Raw genomic sequence first — 19,686 nt, 5'->3', positions numbered from 1 at the left:
CTAAGTTTATATTACTATGTGTAAATATAAATGTAAAGCCATTATAACCTTTTTTATAAAACTATACATGTTTTTTGTGCTCTTGTCATAGCTACATATAATATTTGGTTTCTCTCCGTATAGTTCTTGTTTAGTACAATATCTTTTAAAAGTATGAATACTTTTTTATAAGTTGATCCTTGTGCTTTATGAGCTGTAACAGCAAACCCATAATCTAAATCCTTCTTTATTACATTGCTTTTTGCTCTTAAGCCTCCATCAGAATACCTTTCGATATCAATCATTAATAAGTTATTTTTGCGAAACTCATAGTAAGTTGACCACAATCTATCACCTCTAGCAATTTTTAATAAATTATCGTGAATCTCAGCATACTCGTTGAGGTTTTCACTACTATCTGAATCTATTATAAAAATACTTTTCTCATCAAAGCCTCTATAAATCTTTGCTTTCTCATGTACTCTTACCGTATATCCAAACAGTCCATTTATATTTTTTTGCCTATCTGAAACCTCCACCACCTTATAATCTACACAATTATTTATCAAAAAAGATTCTTTAGTACTAGCTTTTATAGCCCGATACCCTATCAAGACATCTCCTTTCTCGATTAAGTTAGCATTTTCTCCAAAAACCAAATTCCTAATTATCCTGTTTGACTGCATAACCGTTCTATTACGCCAAGCTATTAATTTTGCATAATTTAAATCAGCTTTTGCATAAGAAGAACCAAAAACTTTTTTAATCTCATCTCTAAATTGATCACTTGAATTAACGAATAACACACCTTCGCCATCTTTGTTCAGCATACTTTCTTTTTTATCCAAAAAGATTGGTAACTCTTCCCCGACATTTCTAAGTTGCTGACTTAGCTCTGCTATAGGATTATCATCAGATTGACGCATAAGTTGCGTAAGTTCATAGTTATTCTCTAACTGAAAAATTGGACTTTCTTGATCTCCTACAGGAGGTATTTGTGCTTTATCTCCCAAGAATATAACCTTAGATGATAATGACTTAGTAATTTCAGCATCAATAAGTGCAAATAATGATTTATTTATCATGCTTGCTTCATCTATTATTATTAAATCATAGTTTTTGATAGTAGCTTTATTAATTTGCCCAAAAACAGGTTCATTAGGGTTAAAATCAGCAAGATTTATATCAGGTTGCAATCCAAGCAAAGAGTGGATCGTATACCCAGGTGCAGAAGTTGATTGTGAAATAACAGCATTTGCCTTACGGGTTGGTGCTGAAACTATTGCTCTCTTAGGATACTCATCCAAGATCTTCTTAACAACAGTAGTCTTACCTGTACCTGCATATCCTGAGAGTAGAAAATAAGTATCTTTACTCTTAAGGAATTTTTTTATATGACTAATCGCTTTTATTTGCTGATTATTGAGAATTATTTTTTGACCATTTGGTGTATATAAATAATTTTCGGAATTAAGAAAACTTTTTTGCATTACTTATTTTCTGATTCAGAGAATCTTGTAATAACTCTAGAAAGAATTAAATTATTTGGTACAACAATTTCATTATCGTTTTCATCATCAAGTTTTGTATACAAAAATCCAATTGACTTAACAATCCCAGCAATCCCTCCTAGATCGACCTTTTCACCTATCTCAAAAGGCTTACTAAATGCAAGCATAATACCAGATGCGATAATATTATAGGAAGTTTTAAGAGACATAGAAATACCAAAAACAATCCCTGTCAAAACTCCTGTCACAGGCGATATAGGCACTCCAAGTTTTGCCAATGCGATTACTACAACTAAAACTAAAAAGATAGTATAAACAACACTAGATAAAAATTGCGATACTGTTTTATCGTAGTCTTCAAGCAGACGATAAACTAGTTTTTTGATATATTTAGATATCCAAAAACCTATGACTAAAATTAAAATTGAAATAAGTAAATTGATCCAAAAAGAACTTCCAATACTAACTTGTTCAAACATTTTTTTTACTCTCCATATATATTCTTTTTGCTCTAGTAAGCATAAAAACTGCTATACAACTAAGGACTATCGATATTGTAGCAAACGAAATCTCTTCGATAGCTACTTCATGTTTCACAACCCCTGTCATAACGTTTAGGATAAAGACAGCATTCTCCACAATAAATAATGCCATACTTATAGCAAAAGCTGATAGACATATAGAAAATCTATATAAAAATGCCGATATTGCAAATAATAGCAATAGTGGATAGATAACAATCTGTAAAGCATCTATAAAAAAATGCTCAAACGCTATAACACAGTCAGGATTATATTTTATTGTAAATATATAGATAAAAGCAAAAACAAAAAATGTTGCAAACAATATTAGACCATCTCTGCTAAAAATATTATCATTAAAATCGAAGTATCTCTTTCTTGAAAACAAAAGTCCACACACTGTAATAAACGCAGCACCAGAAATAAAACCATCGTAAGAGAAAGTATTTTCTAGATAAATGTGATGAACAACATAACCATAGCTACCCATACCAAATAATGATATTGAAAAACATATCCAAAATGCCACATCCCAAGGTTTTCTTTTTGCAAAGATATAGCTTAAAATCACGCAACACAAGAATAGCATAATTGAAATAAACAGCCTCAAAAGATCATCAGCCAGCAGTGGTAGATAAATCATCTCACACATTTTGTTAGAAAACTCCCTTTGTCTTTAGAAATAAATACAAACCTGTAGCAATAGCACTGCCTAAAATAGGACCAAGTATCGGCACCCACGCATAGTTCCATTGAGAAGAACCTTTTCCTTGTATCGGCATAATAGCATGAAATAATCTTGGACCAAAATCTCTAGCAGGATTTATAGCATAACCAGTTGTTCCACCTAATGACAAACCAATCACAACCACCACAAATGCAACTGGTATACCGCCTAAAGCACCCATATCTATCGGATATGCTGTTGCAATTGCAGGATCGCCAACCTGGACAACTACTCCATGCATCGCCAATATTGCTAAAACTAAAACAAAAGTACCAATAACTTCACTAGCAAAATTGGATGGTAAATGTTTGATAGCCGGAGAAGTACAATGTGTCGCCAGCTTCAAGTCTGTATTATCAGTGGCTGAATAATGAGGGTAGTACATAATCCAAACAAGTAACTGCCCAAGCATAGCTCCAATAATTTGACTAACGATATATGGAGCCACCCAAACCCATGAAAATTTACCAGCTAGAGCAAGAGCTATCGTAACTGCCGGATTCATGTGAGCACCACTAATTGGGCCTGCAACCAACACTCCTATAAACACTGCTAATCCCCAAGCCAATGTTATAACAATCCAACCCCCATTATGAGATTTAGTTTTGTTTAAAACCACTCCTGCTACAACACCATTACCTAGAAGAATAAGCAACATTGTACCTATTACTTCTGCTATACATGCTTCTAACATAATTACCCCAGCTATTTACCGTTTTTTCTTACCGATTGTTTAATCAAACTCAAAACATACTCGAAATCATTATCAAAACCTATTTGAATCTCATAATCCCCATTACCTAAGTGTCCTATATTTGACATATCTCTAGCAATTTTCTTAGGATCATCCAAACTCCCTATTGGTAGGTTTATCCATATTTTTAATGCTTTTTTCTGAACTTGCACATCAATAATATTTTTAACACCAATAAAAGCAATATAATGCTTATTTGGTTTAATATCGATATCTCCAAAATTTAAAACAGCAACCTTAAGTTGCATATAAAGCTCTTTTATTTCATCAGAAGCTTTAGACACAAGATCTTCTTCAGAGTAAACTTTAATTTCTTTACTAACACTATCTATAGCATTATCTTTTTTAGATATTGTTTTTATACTCTCTTGTGAATCTGTTTTACGGATCTGCTCATATGAAATAGTTTTATTTTCATATCTTTTAACTTCCCATAGCTCTATAGGTAAGTCTTTAAAGTTTATTGCTTCTCTCTGATAATTTGTAAAAGCTTGAGATATAAATATAACTCTTGACTGAGACCAATCAACATCTTTCCTATTTAATGACTGCTCTGAACCCTCGTTATACTCTAAAATAAAGTCTGCTTTATTATTCAACATTAAAGATAAATAAGCATAACCCTGATCAATGACACTAAAATTCTTGTCTCTCTTGTATTCGATAATCACAAAAGACTTTGTGTCTCTATCAAATGCGAGAGAATCTATCCTAAAGTTATTAAGGGCAAACTCTGACTTAACAAGCTCTAAGCCAAAAACAATTTGAATGTTATCTTCTGTTAATAGCTGGATCTCTTTTTCTAATCGAAAAGGCTTCTCTTTTATATATTCTAAAGATTTATCAATTTTAAATAGTGCCACATCAAAAACCCTTATTTATACAACTCATCCACATCAAAATTCTTAGCAAACTCTTTAAAGCTAGCAACTTGCTGATCTTGCCATGATTGATCTTTACCAAGCTCTTTTGCCATAAGCTCTGCTACTACTGGAGCTGTAGCAATACTAGCTTTGATGTCTAAAAACGCCGCCCTAGTACGACGTGCTAATACATCTTCGACACTTCTAGCCTTTTCAGCTCTCACATGATAAATCACCTCTGCCTGATAGTATGGCAAATCACTATGTAGCAACTTATGACTATCTAACTCTTTTTGAATGATTTTGATATCTTCAGCATTTTTGCCGTAAACTTTTAAAGGATATACATCTTTTGGCTCAATAGCATCAACAAGTAACTCATCAGAAGTTTTGGATATTTTTTGGGCAATTTTTTTGGTTTCAATGAAATCTAAAACATCTTGCCCCATTCTTCTAAAGATTGTCCATTTACCACCAACAACACTTATTAAGCCATCCTTTGACTCTACAATTTCATGTTTACGTGAGATTTTTGCTGTATTTTTAGCATTCTTTGGTGATACTAGAGGCCTTTGACCACAATATACAGACTTAATATCCTCGATAGTAGCTTTTGTTTTTGCATACCGATTAAATGTCTCTAGGATAAAGTCAATCTCAGATTTTTCTGCTCGTGGTTCAATACTTGGAGCCTCTTTCTTTATATCTGTTGTACCTACTATTAGATGATTATGCCAAGGTAAGATAAACAAAACTCGACCATCTTCAGTTTCTGGAATTAAGATTGCATGCTCTGTAGGAAACTTTTCTCTATCAAAAACAATATGCGTTCCTTGAGCAACCGATACATATTTATGAGAATCTTGCTGATTCGCTATATCTATAGTTTTATCAGTAAAAGTACCAGTAGCATTAACAATGTGTTTAGCTGTAAATTCTTTTTGTTCCCCCGATAAAGTATCTACAACTTTTACAGTATCCAATTTTGAATCTGTTGAGCTAAATATTTTTTCTACTTTATGATAGTTAAGAGCGACACCACCTTTAGCTTCAAAAGTTTTCATCAAAGAAATCAAAAGCCTAGTATCATCAAATTGACCATCGTAATACACTAAGCTCTTTTTAAGTTTTGAATCATCGATATTTGGCAACACTGCTAATGTTTGTTGTTTACTAAGATTATAGCTTTTGCCAATTTTATATTTACCTGATAAAAACTCATACAACTTAACACCAATTGTATATTTAACTGTCTCAAAATAGCTACGGGTTGGGATCAGATAAGATTGTTTATGAGTTAAATGTGGGGCATTATGTAAGAATGAAAATCTCTCTTCCAAACCCTCCTTTACTAGAGCAAAATCAAAATTCTCTAGGTACCTTAAACCACCATGTATCAACTTAGTCGATTTTGAAGATGTACCTTTACCAAAATCATAAGCCTCTAAAAGCAGAGTTTTATAGCCTCTTGAAACCGCTTCAATAGCACAACCAAAACCAGTCGCACCACCACCTATTATTATTATGTCGTATTCTTTTTTCATTTATATTTAAAATCTTTGTATTTAAAAACTATTTGCTCTCTTGTCGAGCTACCTTAAATCTAGCCAATAAAATATTATTCAGCCCAAGCCATACTTCTTTGAACTGCTTTTTTCCAGCCTTTGTAATCATGCGCTACAGTTTCAGGATCTTTTTTCGGCTCAAAAGTTTTTTCTGTTGTAAGAATAGTCTTAAGTTCTTCTTTATCTTTCCAGAACCCTACAGCTAGACCTGCCAAGAATACCGCACCTAAACCTGTAATCTCATTAATTTTAGGCTTAGAAATTTCTGATTGTAAGATATCTGATTGGAATTGCATCAAGAAATTATTTTGCACTGCACCACCATCGACACGAAGACCTGCCAAATCAAGACCGGTATCTTCTTTCATACAATCTAAAACATCCTTTGCTTGATAAGCTATAGCCTCAAGAGCTGCTCTAATAATATGCTCACGTCTAGTATCTCGAGTGATACCAACAATAGTTCCACGAGCATACATATCCCAATATGGCGTACCAAGTCCAACAAATGCCGGCACCAAGTACACACCATCAGTTGAGTCAATTTTTGTTGCATAGTACTCACTATCCTCTGCAGAACGTACAAGACCTAGACCATCTCTAATCCATTGGATAACTGCTCCGGCAATAAAGACACTCCCCTCTAAAGCATAGGTTGGTTTACCATCCTCAGCCCAAGCGATTGTAGTCAGTAAACCAGCATCAGAAAATACAGGCTTGTCACCCACATTCATTAGAGCAAAGCATCCCGTACCATAAGTATTTTTTGCCATTCCTTCTTCAAAACAGCAGTGTCCAAACAATGCTGACTGTTGATCTCCTGCTACACCAGCTATTGGAATTCGAGCTCCCCCTAGAGTGCTAGGATGTGTATGTCCAAAATCTCCACTCGAAGATCTAACCTCTGGCAACATTGATACTGGAATATCTAAATACTCTAGAATTTTTTTGTCCCATTCAAGTGTATTTATATTGAACAACATTGTTCTTGAAGCATTTGAAAAGTCAGTAGCGTGAACTTCACCCTTAGTTAAATTCCAGATTAACCAAGTATCAATTGTTCCAAAAAGTAAATCTCCTTTTTCTGCTTTTTCTCTAGCTCCGTCAACATTGTCTAAAATCCATTTGATTTTTGTAGCAGAGAAATACGCATCAACAATAAGACCCGTGTTTTTACGGATATATTTTTTAAGATCTTCGTTCTTGTTAATTTCATCACAAATATGCGATGTTCTACGACACTGCCATACTATAGCATTATATACTGGTTGACCTGTATTTTTATCCCAAACCACGGTGGTTTCTCTTTGGTTAGTGATACCAATCGCTGCTATATCCCTAGGAGAAACTCTAGCATACTCAAGAGCTTCTCTAACAATACTACTTTGTGATGCCCATATTTCCATTGGATCATGCTCTACCCAACCACTTTTTGGATAAATCTGTGTAAATTCTTTTTGTGCTATTTTTTTGATATTGCCTTTTTTATCAAAAATTATTGCTCGTGAACTAGTAGTACCTTGATCTATTGCTAATATAAATTGCTTGGACATGAAATTTCCCTTATAAAAAATGATAAACTTCTTAAAAGATATTCTAAGCTTTTTTCTCTTTAATAAAAAGAGACAATAATACAGATAAAAACATTAATATAGGCAAAATGAATAACGAATATTTAAAAGCTTCTAACTGTCCAAAACCATAGTTTTCAAAAAATGAAACCATATATCCAACAAATGGCTGAAGTACAGCACCACTTAAAGGTATAAATAGATTAACTGCAGCAATACCAGTAGCTATATACATTGGACTGATGTGTTGGCGCAAAATTGTAAAATTAAGAACGTGAGCTGCCTGCATACCACCCCATAACACACACAGTATACACATAATTATTGGATTAACATGCAAATATACAACCGCTATAACGATAAATAAACCAAAAATTGAAGCCCAAGTAAGTAAGGCTTTTTGTTTGTTTAACAATGTTGCTATCACTCCCCATAAAGGGCTAAAAATTGCAATCCCAATAAATATCATAGATGATGCTAAACCAGCATAGTGCTCAGGATATCCATCCAAACTTAAGAATCTATAACTCCATAAATCTGCAAAAATAGCTGTCGTACCATAAATTGTGAAACAGAAAAATCCATTTAGTAAAATTTGCTTTATCTTAAAAACTATCGGAATATCTTCAATCTTAGTATGAGTGTCAGCTAATTCATCAGTATCTGTCTGATTATGAGGTTCTTTAAATGGTATGAAAAATAATACACTTAAGAACATAATTATTGAAACAACAAGAATCCCAGACATTATCACTTGAATACTAAAATGGTTTGCTAGAATTACTAATGGTAAACCCGTAAGAGTACCTGCACCATACATAAGCATCTGAGTTGCTCCCGTGAATAAAGGAAAAGTTCTTTTAGGAAGCCATATAGCTATCGCTTTTAGTGCAGATAAAAAAGCAAAACCACCGCCAATACCAGCTAATACTCTATATAAAATAAGATACTCTGGAGATGTAGCCATAGTTGCAATAAGAACTCCTATAGAGAATATCAAAGTACTTATTGCCATAATCTTTTTGACACCAAATTTATCAAGCAAAATACCAGCTGGAAGTTGTGAAGCAACATACGCCCAGTAAAATGCCGAACTTAGTACGCTAATTTGCTCGGCTGTTAGATTATATGGATCTGTGGAAAAATCATTGTAAAGTGAATTCCCTGAAGCTCGAATTATAAATTCAAGCGCATAGAAAAACGCGCATATAAACCATATTGTAAAACCGGCTCTCGTAATTTTTTGCATAATTTGAAACATATAGAACTAATGTATCAAAATTATGCTCCAAAAGCCCTTATATGTAAATAAAATAATATCTACTTAAACCAAACTAAATACTCTACTTGAATCCACTAAAAAAACTAACTTAAAAATTCCACTCAAAACCGGTCTTTAACATTTTTGAGCCTCTATACTGAGCACCATCAAACCCTGTAAACATATCCGTATTACTAGCCATTTCACCTGTTAGATTATATTGACCCTCTAAAAGTAATCCAAAATTATCTGATACATTATATTTAGCTCCGGTCCGGCTACTTGCAAAAGCAGCTATTCTAGATCCTGTATCATAAGCTGAGTTAACATTATTTAATTGATAAGGATTAGCTCCTAACACTGTACCACCATAAAGCTCAAACTTATCATCCCACATTTTTTTAACAAGCTTGGTTTCTTGTGTATAGAACTTAGTATCTTTAAGATCTCCCATAGATCCCTGAGCTACCAAATTAGTAGAGCTAGTATATGCATCAAAAACAAGACTATCAGTAAGTTCGATAGCATTATCTGAGACACTCGAAAGAAACTCTGAAGCATTATCTCTATCTATCACCTCATTACCGCGCTCAGTACTTGGTCGATAAAAAGCATCATTTGCTGTTATGTAATACTTACCTGTTTTTGGATTAAGCATGTTATCAGAATAACCCATAAAAAAACTTAAGAACAATAGAGTGAAAACTATCCTAACTTTCATAGATAACAACCTCCTTCTTAAAAATTTAATATTATCATAACAGCGATCAAATTAGAGTATGTTAAAAAAAGTTAATTAGACATTTATATAGCAAAAAGATAAATTGAAATTATAATTTTTTAAATCTAATTTCAATGCAAAAACTCAAATTATCATTGGTACTAATAGTCGGAATAAGTTTTTATTGCTATGAATTTTTCTTGAGAATACTTACAGGTGCGTATCAAGAACAAATAGTTGAGCACTTCAATATCTCAACTCATATTGGATTTTCTTTCTTAGTGTCTAGCTATAATATTACATATCTACTGATGCAAATACCCGCAGGAATATTACTTGATAGGTATGGTAGTAAAAAAGTACTAATTGGTGCTACGATTCTTTGTGGGATTGGTAATATTATTTTTGTCTCAGGAGGATATGAGTTAGCATTATTCGGTAGACTGCTAGTTGGGCTGGGGTCTTCATTTGCATTTATAGGTGTTCTAAAACTTACCTTAGAGAATTTTGAGTCAAAGTACTTCCCAATTATCACAAGTCTTGTTATATCTTTAGGTACTCTTGCAGCAGCATTTTCTCAAAACATAAGTGTAATTATCTCTCACTATGACACTTCTTGGATAAATATTTTTATCTACTCTGGTGTAATAGCTTTACCGTTGGCTATATTTTTTCAGCTTATAATTCCGGATGAAAAATATTCTTCTGCTCTTATGCCCAAATTTAGTGAAATACTAAAAAGAGGTAAGCAACTAATAAAAAATAGTTTGATCTGGAAAAATGCAATGTGGGCAGGACTACTATATACGCCTACAGTGATTTTAACATCGCAATATGGAGTACTATATTTCAAACAGTCTTATGGTTTTGATAGCATATATTCAACAACTATGATAACCGCCATTTTTGTTGGATGGATTATCTTCTCTCCCATAATGACACATCTATGTAATAAATTTAGCGGTAAAAAAATTATAACTATTTCAATAGCTGGGATTTTATTAGTATCTATCCTAATTAACGCACAATTATTCAAGAATTATGCAATTAGTATAGCATTCTTATTTGGAACTTTTTCAGCATCACAAGTTCTAGTATGGTACTACTTTAATAAAATATGTCCGCCAAGTTTCGCTGCGGTTGGAATTGCTATCACGAACATGCTTATAACGTTAGTAATAGAGATAGGACAACTTAGTGCTGGACTAGCTATTGATAGCGGTGATCACTTTAACATAAATGCAAATACAAGTATAACGATTGCTTTTGGTATTGTGCTAGCTTTAGCATTTATTATCATGATAAATATGGTCAAAAAAATCAGAAACAACTCTTAGAGTTTAGATATTATGACAAGCCACATAAACATCATCCTTAACTGATCTTAAATTTGGACGCTCTTTCTTACAGATATCTGTAGCTATCTTACATCTTGTATGAAATGCACAACCTTTAGGTGGATTAAGAGGAGATGGAAGCTCTGCTTTTTCTATCTCAACAGTTCGTTGTCTAGCTAATTTTGGATCTGCGATAGGAATAGCATTCAGAAGGATTTTTGTATACGGATGCACAGGATTTCTGTAAATATTTTGTTTAGGAGATACCTCAACTAAACTACCAAGATACATCACAAACAATCTATCAGAAATATGTTTGACTATACTCAAGTCGTGTGCAACAAATAATATCGTAAGCTTAAAGTCTTTTTGTAGTTCTTTTAAAAGATTTACAACTTGTGCCTGTATTGATACATCTAATGCGCTAACTGGTTCATCACAAACAAGTAGCTTTGGTTCACAAATTAATGCTCTCGCAATACCTATCCTTTGGCACTGTCCTCCAGAAAACTCGTGTGGATAACGATACATCTGCGATTCATTCAAACCAACTTTTTTCATCATTTTAAGAACTTTTTCATCAACTTCTTTTTTACTCAAATTCTTATTAAAATTAATCAAAGGCTCTGCAATAATATTTCTAACCACCATTCTTGGATTAAGACAAGCAAAAGGATCTTGAAAAATCATCTGAATATCTCTTCTCACACTTAACCATTGCTTATGTGATTTGTACTTGTGTAGAGGGTGCTCACCTTTCCAAACAACCTCTCCAGTAGTAATCTCATTAAGCCCAATCAAGGCTCTTAGAAGTGATGACTTACCACATCCAGACTCTCCAACTATACCGATAATCTCGCCTTCTTTAACATTGAAACTGACATCCTTTACAGCGGTAACTTTTTGAGTAACTTTACCTGTGATTGATTTTTTTATAGGAAATTCTACGGTTAGATTTTTGACTTCTAGAACATTCATCTATTTATACTCCTTAACAAGATGACAAGCTGTACGCTGATCTACATATGAAGTCAATTCCGGCTTAGTATCTCTACATATATCTATAGCAACATCACACCTTGTAACAAATGGACAACCTTTTGGCATATTATAAATATTTGGTGTTTCACCAGGAATAGTCTGCAATATATCAACATCCCTTGTAATACTAGGCATTGTATTTAACAGACCTTTTGTATACGGGTGCTGTGCATTTGCAAAGATACTATCTACTGTGCCCTGCTCCATAATATTGCCACAATACATAACCATTACATCATGACAAATCTCAGCTACCACACCCAAATCATGAGTGATAAATAACATAGACATATGAAACTCTTTTTGTAAATCTGATAATAACTGTAAAATCTGACCTTGAACTGTAACGTCTAGAGCTGTAGTAGGCTCATCAGCAATTAGTATTTCAGGTGAGCAAAGTAGTGCCATGGCAATTACGACCCTCTGACGCATACCTCCAGAAAACTCATGTGGATATAGTTTAAGTCTATTCTTCGCATCTGGTATTTGCACCGCATCCAACATTTCTAAAACTTTTTTAGTCGCATCTTTATGAGACATACCTTTATGTATTGTTAAAGGCTCTAAAAGCTGCTTGTGAATAGTTAAGTACGGATTTAAAGAAGTCATTGGATCCTGAAAGATCATTGATATTTTATCACCACGAATTTTATTTAAATTCTTGGTTGGCATATTTATAAGATTTTGGTCATGAAACAAAGCTTGTCCTGATACAACAGCATTACCTGCCAGTAATCCCATAAGTGACAATACCGTTTGACTCTTACCAGAACCAGATTCTCCAACTATTCCAAGAGTATGGCCTTTTTTAAGATCAAAGCTGATATCTCTGACAGCAGAAAATATGCCATCATCAGTCTTAAATCCGACATTTAAATCTTTAATCTGAAGTGCTAAATCTTTCATTATCTACCTCTTACTCTTTGGATCTAGTGCTTGTCTCATTGCATTACCAACAAAATTTAGAGCTAGAAGTGTTATAGTCAAAAATGCAGCTGGATAAACTAACAACCACCAATATCCCATAGTTATATATGATGCTCCATCACTTATCATCTCTCCCCAATCTGTCATTGGTGGTTGTACACCAAGCCCTAGGAAACTTAAAAAAGCTGATAGCATAAGTACTGTAGGAATTGTCAAAGTGATATATACAATAATAATTCCAATGAGATTTCTGATAATATGCTTAGTGACAATCTTACGGTTAGTAAGACCACTAACTTTAGCCGCTTCGACAAACTCTTTATGTCTAAGTGCAATAGTTTGTCCACGCACAACTCTAGCCACATCAAGCCAAGATACCACACCGATTGCAACAAATATAAGTATGAAGTTTCTACCAAATAATGTGACTAGCAATATTGCAAAAAATAAAAATGGTAACGCATACAAAGCATCTACAATTCTCATCATAAAGCCATCTATTTTACCTCCAATGAAGCCTGCAAAAGCACCCCATAATGTACCAATTACGACTGATACAATAGTAGCAACTATCGCAACCTCAAAAGAAATCTGTCCTCCAACAAGTACTCTAACAAACACATCTCTACCAATAGCATCAGTGCCAAAGAAATGCTCAAAAGATGGTGCCTGAGTTGTACTATATAAATCTATATGAGAAAAATAATTATCTGGATAAAACCAAGGTACAACAAAGCATGCAACTAGAATAGCCACTATCACAAACAGTGAAAATACTGCCACTTTGTCTTTTTTGAATCTTATAAACGCATCTTGAAAAAGGCTCTGTTTTTTATTTGCCATTATTTGACCCTCGCTTTAGGATCTATAAATCCATATAAAATATCTACAATCAAATTAAAAACTACAACTAAAACACTATAAATAATAGTTAAAGCTAACACTATAGAATAATCTCTATTTGTTGCTGCGTTTACCATCTGCGTACCCATGCCTGGTAATGCAAATACTTTCTCAATAATAATAGTACCCGTCAAAATACCTGCTGCAGCTGGACCTAAAAATGAGATAGATGGCATCAAAGATGGTTTGATAGCATGCACTAACACTATTCTAGTTTTTGATAGTCCTTTCGCATAAGCTGTACGAATAAATGGAGAGTTAAGCGTTTCTACAATACTATTTCGCTGAATTTGAGCTAGTATACAAATAAACGGCAAACTCAAAGCTATAACGGGTAGCACTAAGTGCCTGAAATCCATACCCCATTGACCTGGTGGCAACCAATGTAGCTCTACGGCAAATATAAGCACCAAAACTGGAGCTGTAATCACTGTTGGTATAGCAATAAAAGTAACAGAAAAAATACTTACAATTCTATCCAAGATACCATCTTGCTTTAGTCCAGCAATAGTACCTAAAGTTAAACCAAATATAGTAGTCACAATTAGAACTATAGTTCCAAATTTCACAGATAACCAAAAACCACTATCTCCATCTGCTGGAAATATCAGCTCATTAACAGACGCACCAATATTTTTATATGATAAGCCAAAGTCAAAATGAAATATTAAATTTTTCAGATAATTTAAATACTGTTGCCATAAAGGTAAATCCATACCATACTGATGATGTAGTTTATCTAGAACTTGTTGACTCATTGCCCTATCCGAAGAGAATGGATCTCCTGGTGTTAGATGCACCAACAAAAATGTAATTGTAATAACAAAGAATACTGTTGGAATTGCTCCTAGTATTCTTTTTAAAATAAATTTCATCATAATATTTCTACCCTGTTAGAAAACTTATACTTCTGACTGCCTAATCGAAAGCTGCTTGGCTCTATATCTACCCATGACATTTTCTTTTGGTTTAAAGCCTTTTACATACGGTTGTACAAGCTGTATAGCAGGCTGAGTAAACAATGGTATAGTTGGGTACCCTGCAGTTTGTTTGATTATCAACTCTTTCTGTAGCTTATAAAAATCATCCATAGAGTTAGTAGTTAGTGACTTGTTATAGATTTCATCAGCTTCTTTATCACAATAGTGTCCACGGTTATTGTCACTATCACATGTATACATTTCAGTATAAGTATTCGGCTGGTTAAAATCTGCAATCCAAGCCATTCTAGCAACATCAAAATTACCATTTTTTAAGCTATCAAGATATACTTTCCAATCTTCATTGAAGATACTAACTTTAACCAAATCTCCAAAATCTTGTTGCCACGAGCCTTGTAGAATTTGCGCCATTAAACGGTTAACATCAGAAGTATTGAAATTAACAGTAAACTCAAGTGGATGTTTTTTTGAATAACCAGCTTCTTTGAGAAGTTCTCTTGCTTGTTTTATTCTTTGCTCTATAGGTTCATTTATCCAGTCATAATCTGGAATATCTTTTGCTAGATCCTTGTATCTACCTCCAGCTATAGCCTCTGGTATAACCAAATAAGAAGGAATAACCAAACCTTTTTTAACACCTTCGGCGATACCTTTTCTATCGATAACCATACTTAAAGCCTTACGTACTCTAATATCTTGGAACTTAGGATCTCTCATATTAAATATGAAGTAAGCCTGCGAAAGCATCGGTGCTGGCTGAAATTGATTATTTGTAAAGTTTTCTTTATACCACTCTGCTGTATTAGCAGGTAGTGTATTATAGGTAAGACTTTCTCCTCCGGCTTTGTAATTCTCTAAATCACTAGCAACATCATTGATCATAAGATATTTTACAGAATCAATCCTTACATTTTTAGCATCCCAGTAATTAGAAGACTTCTCTGCCAAAGCATAACCATTGTGTATCCATTTTGTTAGTTTATATGCACCATTACTTATGATTGTATCAGGCTTTGCCGCCCAAGAGTCACCATACTTTTCTATTGCCTTTTTGTTGACAGGGAAAAATGCATATATAGTAAGAGAATCTAAAAATGTTGGATTAGGTTCTGTAAGTTTGATCTGTAGGGTATATTTATCTAGAGCTTTTACTCCGAGTGTCTCTGGAGACTTTTTGCCAGCCTGAATAGCTACAGCATTTACAATCGGGTTAAAATATGAAGCATAAGCACGTGTTAAAGTCTCTGGTGTTACAGATCTTCTGTATGAGTAGACATAGTCATCAGCTGTCACAGGATCACCATTAGTCCACTTAGCATTTTTTCTTAGATAAAATATATAAGTCTTACCATCTTTAGATATCTTCCAACTAGATGCTCCCGTTGGAATAACCTCTGACTTCTGATTATAATCAACCAAACCTTCAAAGATATCCTCAATTACTCTGCTTGAACTATTATCAGAAGATTGCTGAGGATCAATTGATGGCATATCAGAGCCTATATTTACAACAAGTTGATTATTATCCTTTGTTAATTGTCCAGCGTAAGGATCAGTATTTTTATCCGAATCATTCGAGCAACTAGCTAATATAAGCACACTAATCAAAGATGAGAGTATTAATGTCTTCTTGAACATAACCTAATATAAAAAATGTTAATTATTTCAATCTAAACTATTAATTTTTAAAACTCAATAATTATACATACTAGGATTGTATATTTTTTAGACCTTAACAAGATTAGCAATATCCGCCAATAAAATCTTCTGACCGACATCTACACCAAAGTCTACAGTATAAAACTCTTTTGAACCTTGAGATTGTGCTTTGACAAAAATCCCCTTACCAAAGACTTTATGGAACACCTTATCTCCCTTTTTGAACTTATTACCTTTTGTATCATTTGACTTAAGAAAGTCAAAAGGAGATACACCAAAATTTGATTTTTGCTTTAACTTTGGTTTATTTTGAGATCCTACAGTTAGTTTACCCTCATTAATATGTTCAGAGTCTATCTCCATAAGAAAGCGTGATTTGACTTGGAAACTGCTTCTACCAAAGATATTACGCACTTGAGCATAGCTAATGGTTAGAGCCTTCATAGCTCTTGTAACAGCAACATAAAATAGACGTCTCTCTTCAGCTAGCTTTTCTTGGATTTTTTTAGATTCTGCACTAGTATATGCCTCTTCAGCATTAATAATCGAGCTAGGAGGAAATACTCCTTCTTCTGCTGCTACTAAGAAGACATAGCGAAATTCTAAACCTTTTGACGCATGTATTGTCATTAGCTGAACACTATCTGTATTTTCATCAGCCTGCATCTCACCAGCTTCTAGCACTGCAAAAGACAAAAAATCTTGTAGTATATCAGTATTATCATCAAGTAACTCTATCTGCGGTTCAAAATCTTTAGCTGCACTTATTAACTCTTTTAAGTTATCAATTTTTTGACGATCTTTTTCAGTATCTTTTTCTTGATATGATGCCAACAAACCACTTTCATTGATTACAGTTTCAAGAAGCTTATCTAGACTTAAGTCTTTTATTTGTGATGAGATAGCATTTATTATTTCTATAAACTTTAACAGAAGAGACGCGGTTCTTTTTGTTACAATTTCTTTCTGGATAATATCTATAGTGGCTTGCCAATATGACACATTATTAATCTGTGAGAAATTACGAATTGTATCTAAAGTTTTATTGCCAATCCCTCGTGTTGGTGTGTTAATAATTCTCTCAAATGCTAAGTTGTCATTACTTGTAACAGCTAATCTTAAATATGCTAAGGCATCCTTAACTTCAGCTCGATCAAAGAAACGAAAACCTCCATAAATCCTATAAGGTATACTTGCATAAATACAACTCTCCTCAAGGACACGCGACAAATAGTTTGAGCGATATAAAATTGCTATATCAGAGTAATCGACTCCTTCATCATGTAATTGGCGAATTTTATCTATAATATACTTCGCTTCATCCCGCTCATTAACTGCACAATATACTTCAACTTTTTCGCCATCTTCAGCAGCAGACCATAGTTCTTTTGACATTCTATTATCATTATTTTTGATTACAGAATTGGCTACTTTAAGAATATTCTTCGTTGAACGATAATTTTGCTCTAACTTTATGATTTCAACATCATTTAGATCTGCGACATATTTGTGAATATTATCAACAACGGCTCCGCGCCAACCATATATTGACTGATCATCATCACCAACAGCCATCATGTAGTTATTATCTGTAACAAGTAACTTCAACCACATATATTGGACTTGGTTAGTATCCTGAAACTCGTCTATCAAAATATACTTGAATAAACTCTGATAGTATTCTCTAAGCTGTTGATTAAGAGAAAACAATTCATATAAATACAAAAGTAAGTCGGCAAAATCTAAAGCATTATCTAACAGCAACCTCTCTTCATAAGCAGTATAAATATGAGCATAATTAATATCATACTGCTTTGTTAATTTGTTACTACGAACAGCCTTATCTTTTTGTTTATTAATAAAGTTTTGCAATAATTTTGGTGGATATTTTTTGTCATCAAGATCCAAACTCTTAATTACTTTTTTGATTAATTGAGCTTGCTCATCTTGATCAAGAATCCTAAAGTTCTTATCTAAGCCCAACTCATGAGCATGCTTACGTAATAATCTATGAGCAATACCGTGAAAAGTACCTATCCACATACCAAAAGTTGAAATACCAAGCATTTTCTCAACTCGATGCTGGATTTCTTTAGCGGCTTTGTTTGTAAATGTTACAGCCAGAATATTTTCTACAGATACTCCTTTATCACGACAGAGATATGCTATACGAGAAGTTAAAACTTTTGTTTTGCCACTACCGGCTCCAGCAAGTATCAAAGAATTACGATCCTCTAGCAAGGTCGCTTTTTTTTGTTGGGGATTTAACCCTGAAAGAAAGTCTTTATTAGACATTAGAATCAATATTTTATATAACTAGATAGACAATATTTTAACAAAAAATATCTACTAATGTGAAGTTTCAATAACTAAACCTATTACTGTTGTGAATTAGAGCTAAATAATGCTTTTGTGAAATTTTTTGCATTAAATACTTGGAGATCATCAATCTTCTCACCAACACCGATAAATCTAAGCGGTAATCCCATTTTCTTAGCTATTGAGAAAACTATACCGCCTTTTGCAGTACCATCAAGTTTAGTGATTGTTATACCTGTTAGGTTAACAATCTCATTAAATGCCTCAGCTTGACTAAGAGCATTACCGCCAGTTGTAGCATCTACAACAAGCATTGTTTCATGAGGTGCAGAATCATCGACTTTTTTGATTACTTTAACAACTTTTTTTAGTTCTTGCATCAGATTATCTTTATTATGCAATCGTCCTGCAGTATCTGCTATTACTACATCGATACCTCTAGATTTTGCAGAGCTTATAGCATCATAAATAACTGATGCGCTATCAGCTCCTTCTTTTTGATAGACAACTTGCGTATTATTTCTATCGCCCCATTCTCGAAGCTGCTCAACTGCTGCTGCACGGAAAGTATCTCCAGCTGCTAATATCACTGATTTACCTTCAGACTGTAGTTTTTTGGTAAGCTTACCTATAGTTGTTGTTTTACCTACACCATTTACACCGACAATAAGTATTACATAAGGAGTATTTTCATGGTTAATCTGTAATGGTTTCTGACACGGCAAAATAATTTCTGTCAGTTTATCTTGTATTATTTCATTAAGTTTATCTGCTGTTTGAAGTTCATTTCTCGCAACTTTCCCACGTAAATACTCAATAATTTCATCAGTTGCTTCAACACCAACATCAGAGGTTAAAAGTTGCATTTCGATATCTTCTAAAAGCTCATCATCGACCACCTTTTGACCCATAAGAATGGTGCTTAATCCGCTTCCAAACTTACTTGCTGTCTTTGATAGACCTGACTGAAGTCTTGAAAATAGTCCTTTTTTATTATCTTGTTCCTGAACTCTTTCTATCTCAGAAGATGATTGAGTTTCTTTCTTTTTTTTAAAAAACATCACTATACTCTAGAAAAATTATTAT

The 19,686-nt window shown here is 33.6% G+C and carries 17 protein-coding genes; 1 reads left to right on the top strand and 16 read right to left on the bottom strand.

Annotated elements, in window-relative coordinates; genetic code table 11:
• Positions 1-53: 53 nt before the first annotated feature.
• The 9 genes from FTPG_RS03510 to FTPG_RS03470 form a co-directional block, all read right to left on the bottom strand.
• Complete coding sequence (locus FTPG_RS03510; protein ID WP_004287052.1) at positions 54-1,469, bottom strand: ATP-dependent DNA helicase; 1,416 nt, start codon at positions 1,467-1,469, stop codon at positions 54-56.
• Positions 1,469-1,969: a mechanosensitive ion channel family protein gene (locus FTPG_RS03505; RefSeq protein WP_004287051.1), complete on the bottom strand. Its 501-nt coding sequence runs from the start codon at positions 1,967-1,969 to the stop codon at positions 1,469-1,471. The genes FTPG_RS03510 and FTPG_RS03505 overlap by 1 nt, the downstream gene beginning before the upstream one ends.
• Entirely contained in the window at positions 1,962-2,663 is a 702-nt protein-coding gene (locus tag FTPG_RS03500; protein WP_004287050.1) for a hypothetical protein, read from the bottom strand. The genes FTPG_RS03505 and FTPG_RS03500 overlap by 8 nt, the downstream gene beginning before the upstream one ends.
• Positions 2,664-2,667: 4 nt before the next feature.
• A complete protein-coding gene (locus FTPG_RS03495; protein WP_004287049.1) occupies positions 2,668-3,432 on the bottom strand; it encodes an MIP/aquaporin family protein in 765 nt (254 codons plus the stop codon).
• 11 nt (positions 3,433-3,443) lie between these two features.
• The gene (locus FTPG_RS03490) at positions 3,444-4,355 is read right to left on the bottom strand and encodes a DUF5655 domain-containing protein (RefSeq protein WP_004287048.1); all 912 of its coding nucleotides are present in this window, start codon (positions 4,353-4,355) and stop codon (positions 3,444-3,446) included.
• 11 nt (positions 4,356-4,366) lie between these two features.
• On the bottom strand, positions 4,367-5,899 hold the full coding sequence (locus tag FTPG_RS03485; protein ID WP_004287047.1) for a glycerol-3-phosphate dehydrogenase/oxidase: 1,533 nt from the start codon (positions 5,897-5,899) through the stop codon (positions 4,367-4,369).
• Positions 5,900-5,973: 74 nt separating this feature from the next.
• Entirely contained in the window at positions 5,974-7,473 is a 1,500-nt protein-coding gene (glpK, locus tag FTPG_RS03480; protein ID WP_004287046.1) for a glycerol kinase GlpK, read from the bottom strand.
• A gap of 43 nt (positions 7,474-7,516) precedes the next feature.
• The gene (locus FTPG_RS03475; protein WP_035722363.1) at positions 7,517-8,740 is read right to left on the bottom strand and encodes an MFS transporter; all 1,224 of its coding nucleotides are present in this window, start codon (positions 8,738-8,740) and stop codon (positions 7,517-7,519) included.
• Positions 8,741-8,861: 121 nt separating this feature from the next.
• Positions 8,862-9,473 carry a hypothetical protein gene (locus FTPG_RS03470; protein ID WP_004287044.1) on the bottom strand — a complete coding sequence of 204 codons (612 nt, stop codon included), beginning with the start codon at positions 9,471-9,473 and terminating at the stop codon, positions 8,862-8,864.
• Positions 9,474-9,607: 134 nt separating this feature from the next.
• On the opposite strand from FTPG_RS03470, the gene FTPG_RS03465 reads away from it, so the two are divergent.
• A complete protein-coding gene (locus FTPG_RS03465) occupies positions 9,608-10,810 on the top strand; it encodes an MFS transporter (RefSeq protein WP_004287043.1) in 1,203 nt (400 codons plus the stop codon).
• Between the two features lie 3 nt (positions 10,811-10,813).
• On the opposite strand, the gene FTPG_RS03460 is transcribed toward FTPG_RS03465, so the two are convergent.
• The 7 genes from FTPG_RS03460 to ftsY form a co-directional block, all read right to left on the bottom strand.
• Entirely contained in the window at positions 10,814-11,788 is a 975-nt protein-coding gene (locus FTPG_RS03460) for an ABC transporter ATP-binding protein (RefSeq protein WP_004287042.1), read from the bottom strand.
• A complete protein-coding gene (locus FTPG_RS03455; RefSeq protein ID WP_004287041.1) occupies positions 11,789-12,757 on the bottom strand; it encodes an ABC transporter ATP-binding protein in 969 nt (322 codons plus the stop codon).
• Positions 12,758-12,760: 3 nt separating this feature from the next.
• Positions 12,761-13,621 (bottom strand): ABC transporter permease, encoded by an 861-nt coding sequence (locus FTPG_RS03450; protein ID WP_004287040.1) that lies wholly within the window; start codon positions 13,619-13,621, stop codon positions 12,761-12,763.
• A complete protein-coding gene (locus tag FTPG_RS03445; RefSeq protein WP_004287039.1) occupies positions 13,621-14,559 on the bottom strand; it encodes an ABC transporter permease in 939 nt (312 codons plus the stop codon). The genes FTPG_RS03450 and FTPG_RS03445 overlap by 1 nt, the downstream gene beginning before the upstream one ends.
• Positions 14,560-14,583: 24 nt before the next feature.
• On the bottom strand, positions 14,584-16,260 hold the full coding sequence (locus FTPG_RS03440; RefSeq protein ID WP_004287038.1) for a peptide ABC transporter substrate-binding protein: 1,677 nt from the start codon (positions 16,258-16,260) through the stop codon (positions 14,584-14,586).
• Between the two features lie 87 nt (positions 16,261-16,347).
• A complete protein-coding gene (locus FTPG_RS03435; RefSeq protein ID WP_004287037.1) occupies positions 16,348-18,576 on the bottom strand; it encodes a UvrD-helicase domain-containing protein in 2,229 nt (742 codons plus the stop codon).
• A gap of 83 nt (positions 18,577-18,659) precedes the next feature.
• The gene (ftsY, locus tag FTPG_RS03430; RefSeq protein WP_035722257.1) at positions 18,660-19,661 is read right to left on the bottom strand and encodes a signal recognition particle-docking protein FtsY; all 1,002 of its coding nucleotides are present in this window, start codon (positions 19,659-19,661) and stop codon (positions 18,660-18,662) included.
• Between the last annotated feature and the right edge of the window lie 25 nt (positions 19,662-19,686).

The sequence above is a fragment of the Francisella philomiragia subsp. philomiragia ATCC 25015 genome (genome assembly GCF_000156715.1).
Lineage (GTDB): Bacteria > Pseudomonadota > Gammaproteobacteria > Francisellales > Francisellaceae > Francisella > Francisella philomiragia.
Note: the sequence above shows the minus strand (reverse complement) of the source record. Positions and strands in the feature narration are given on the sequence as shown.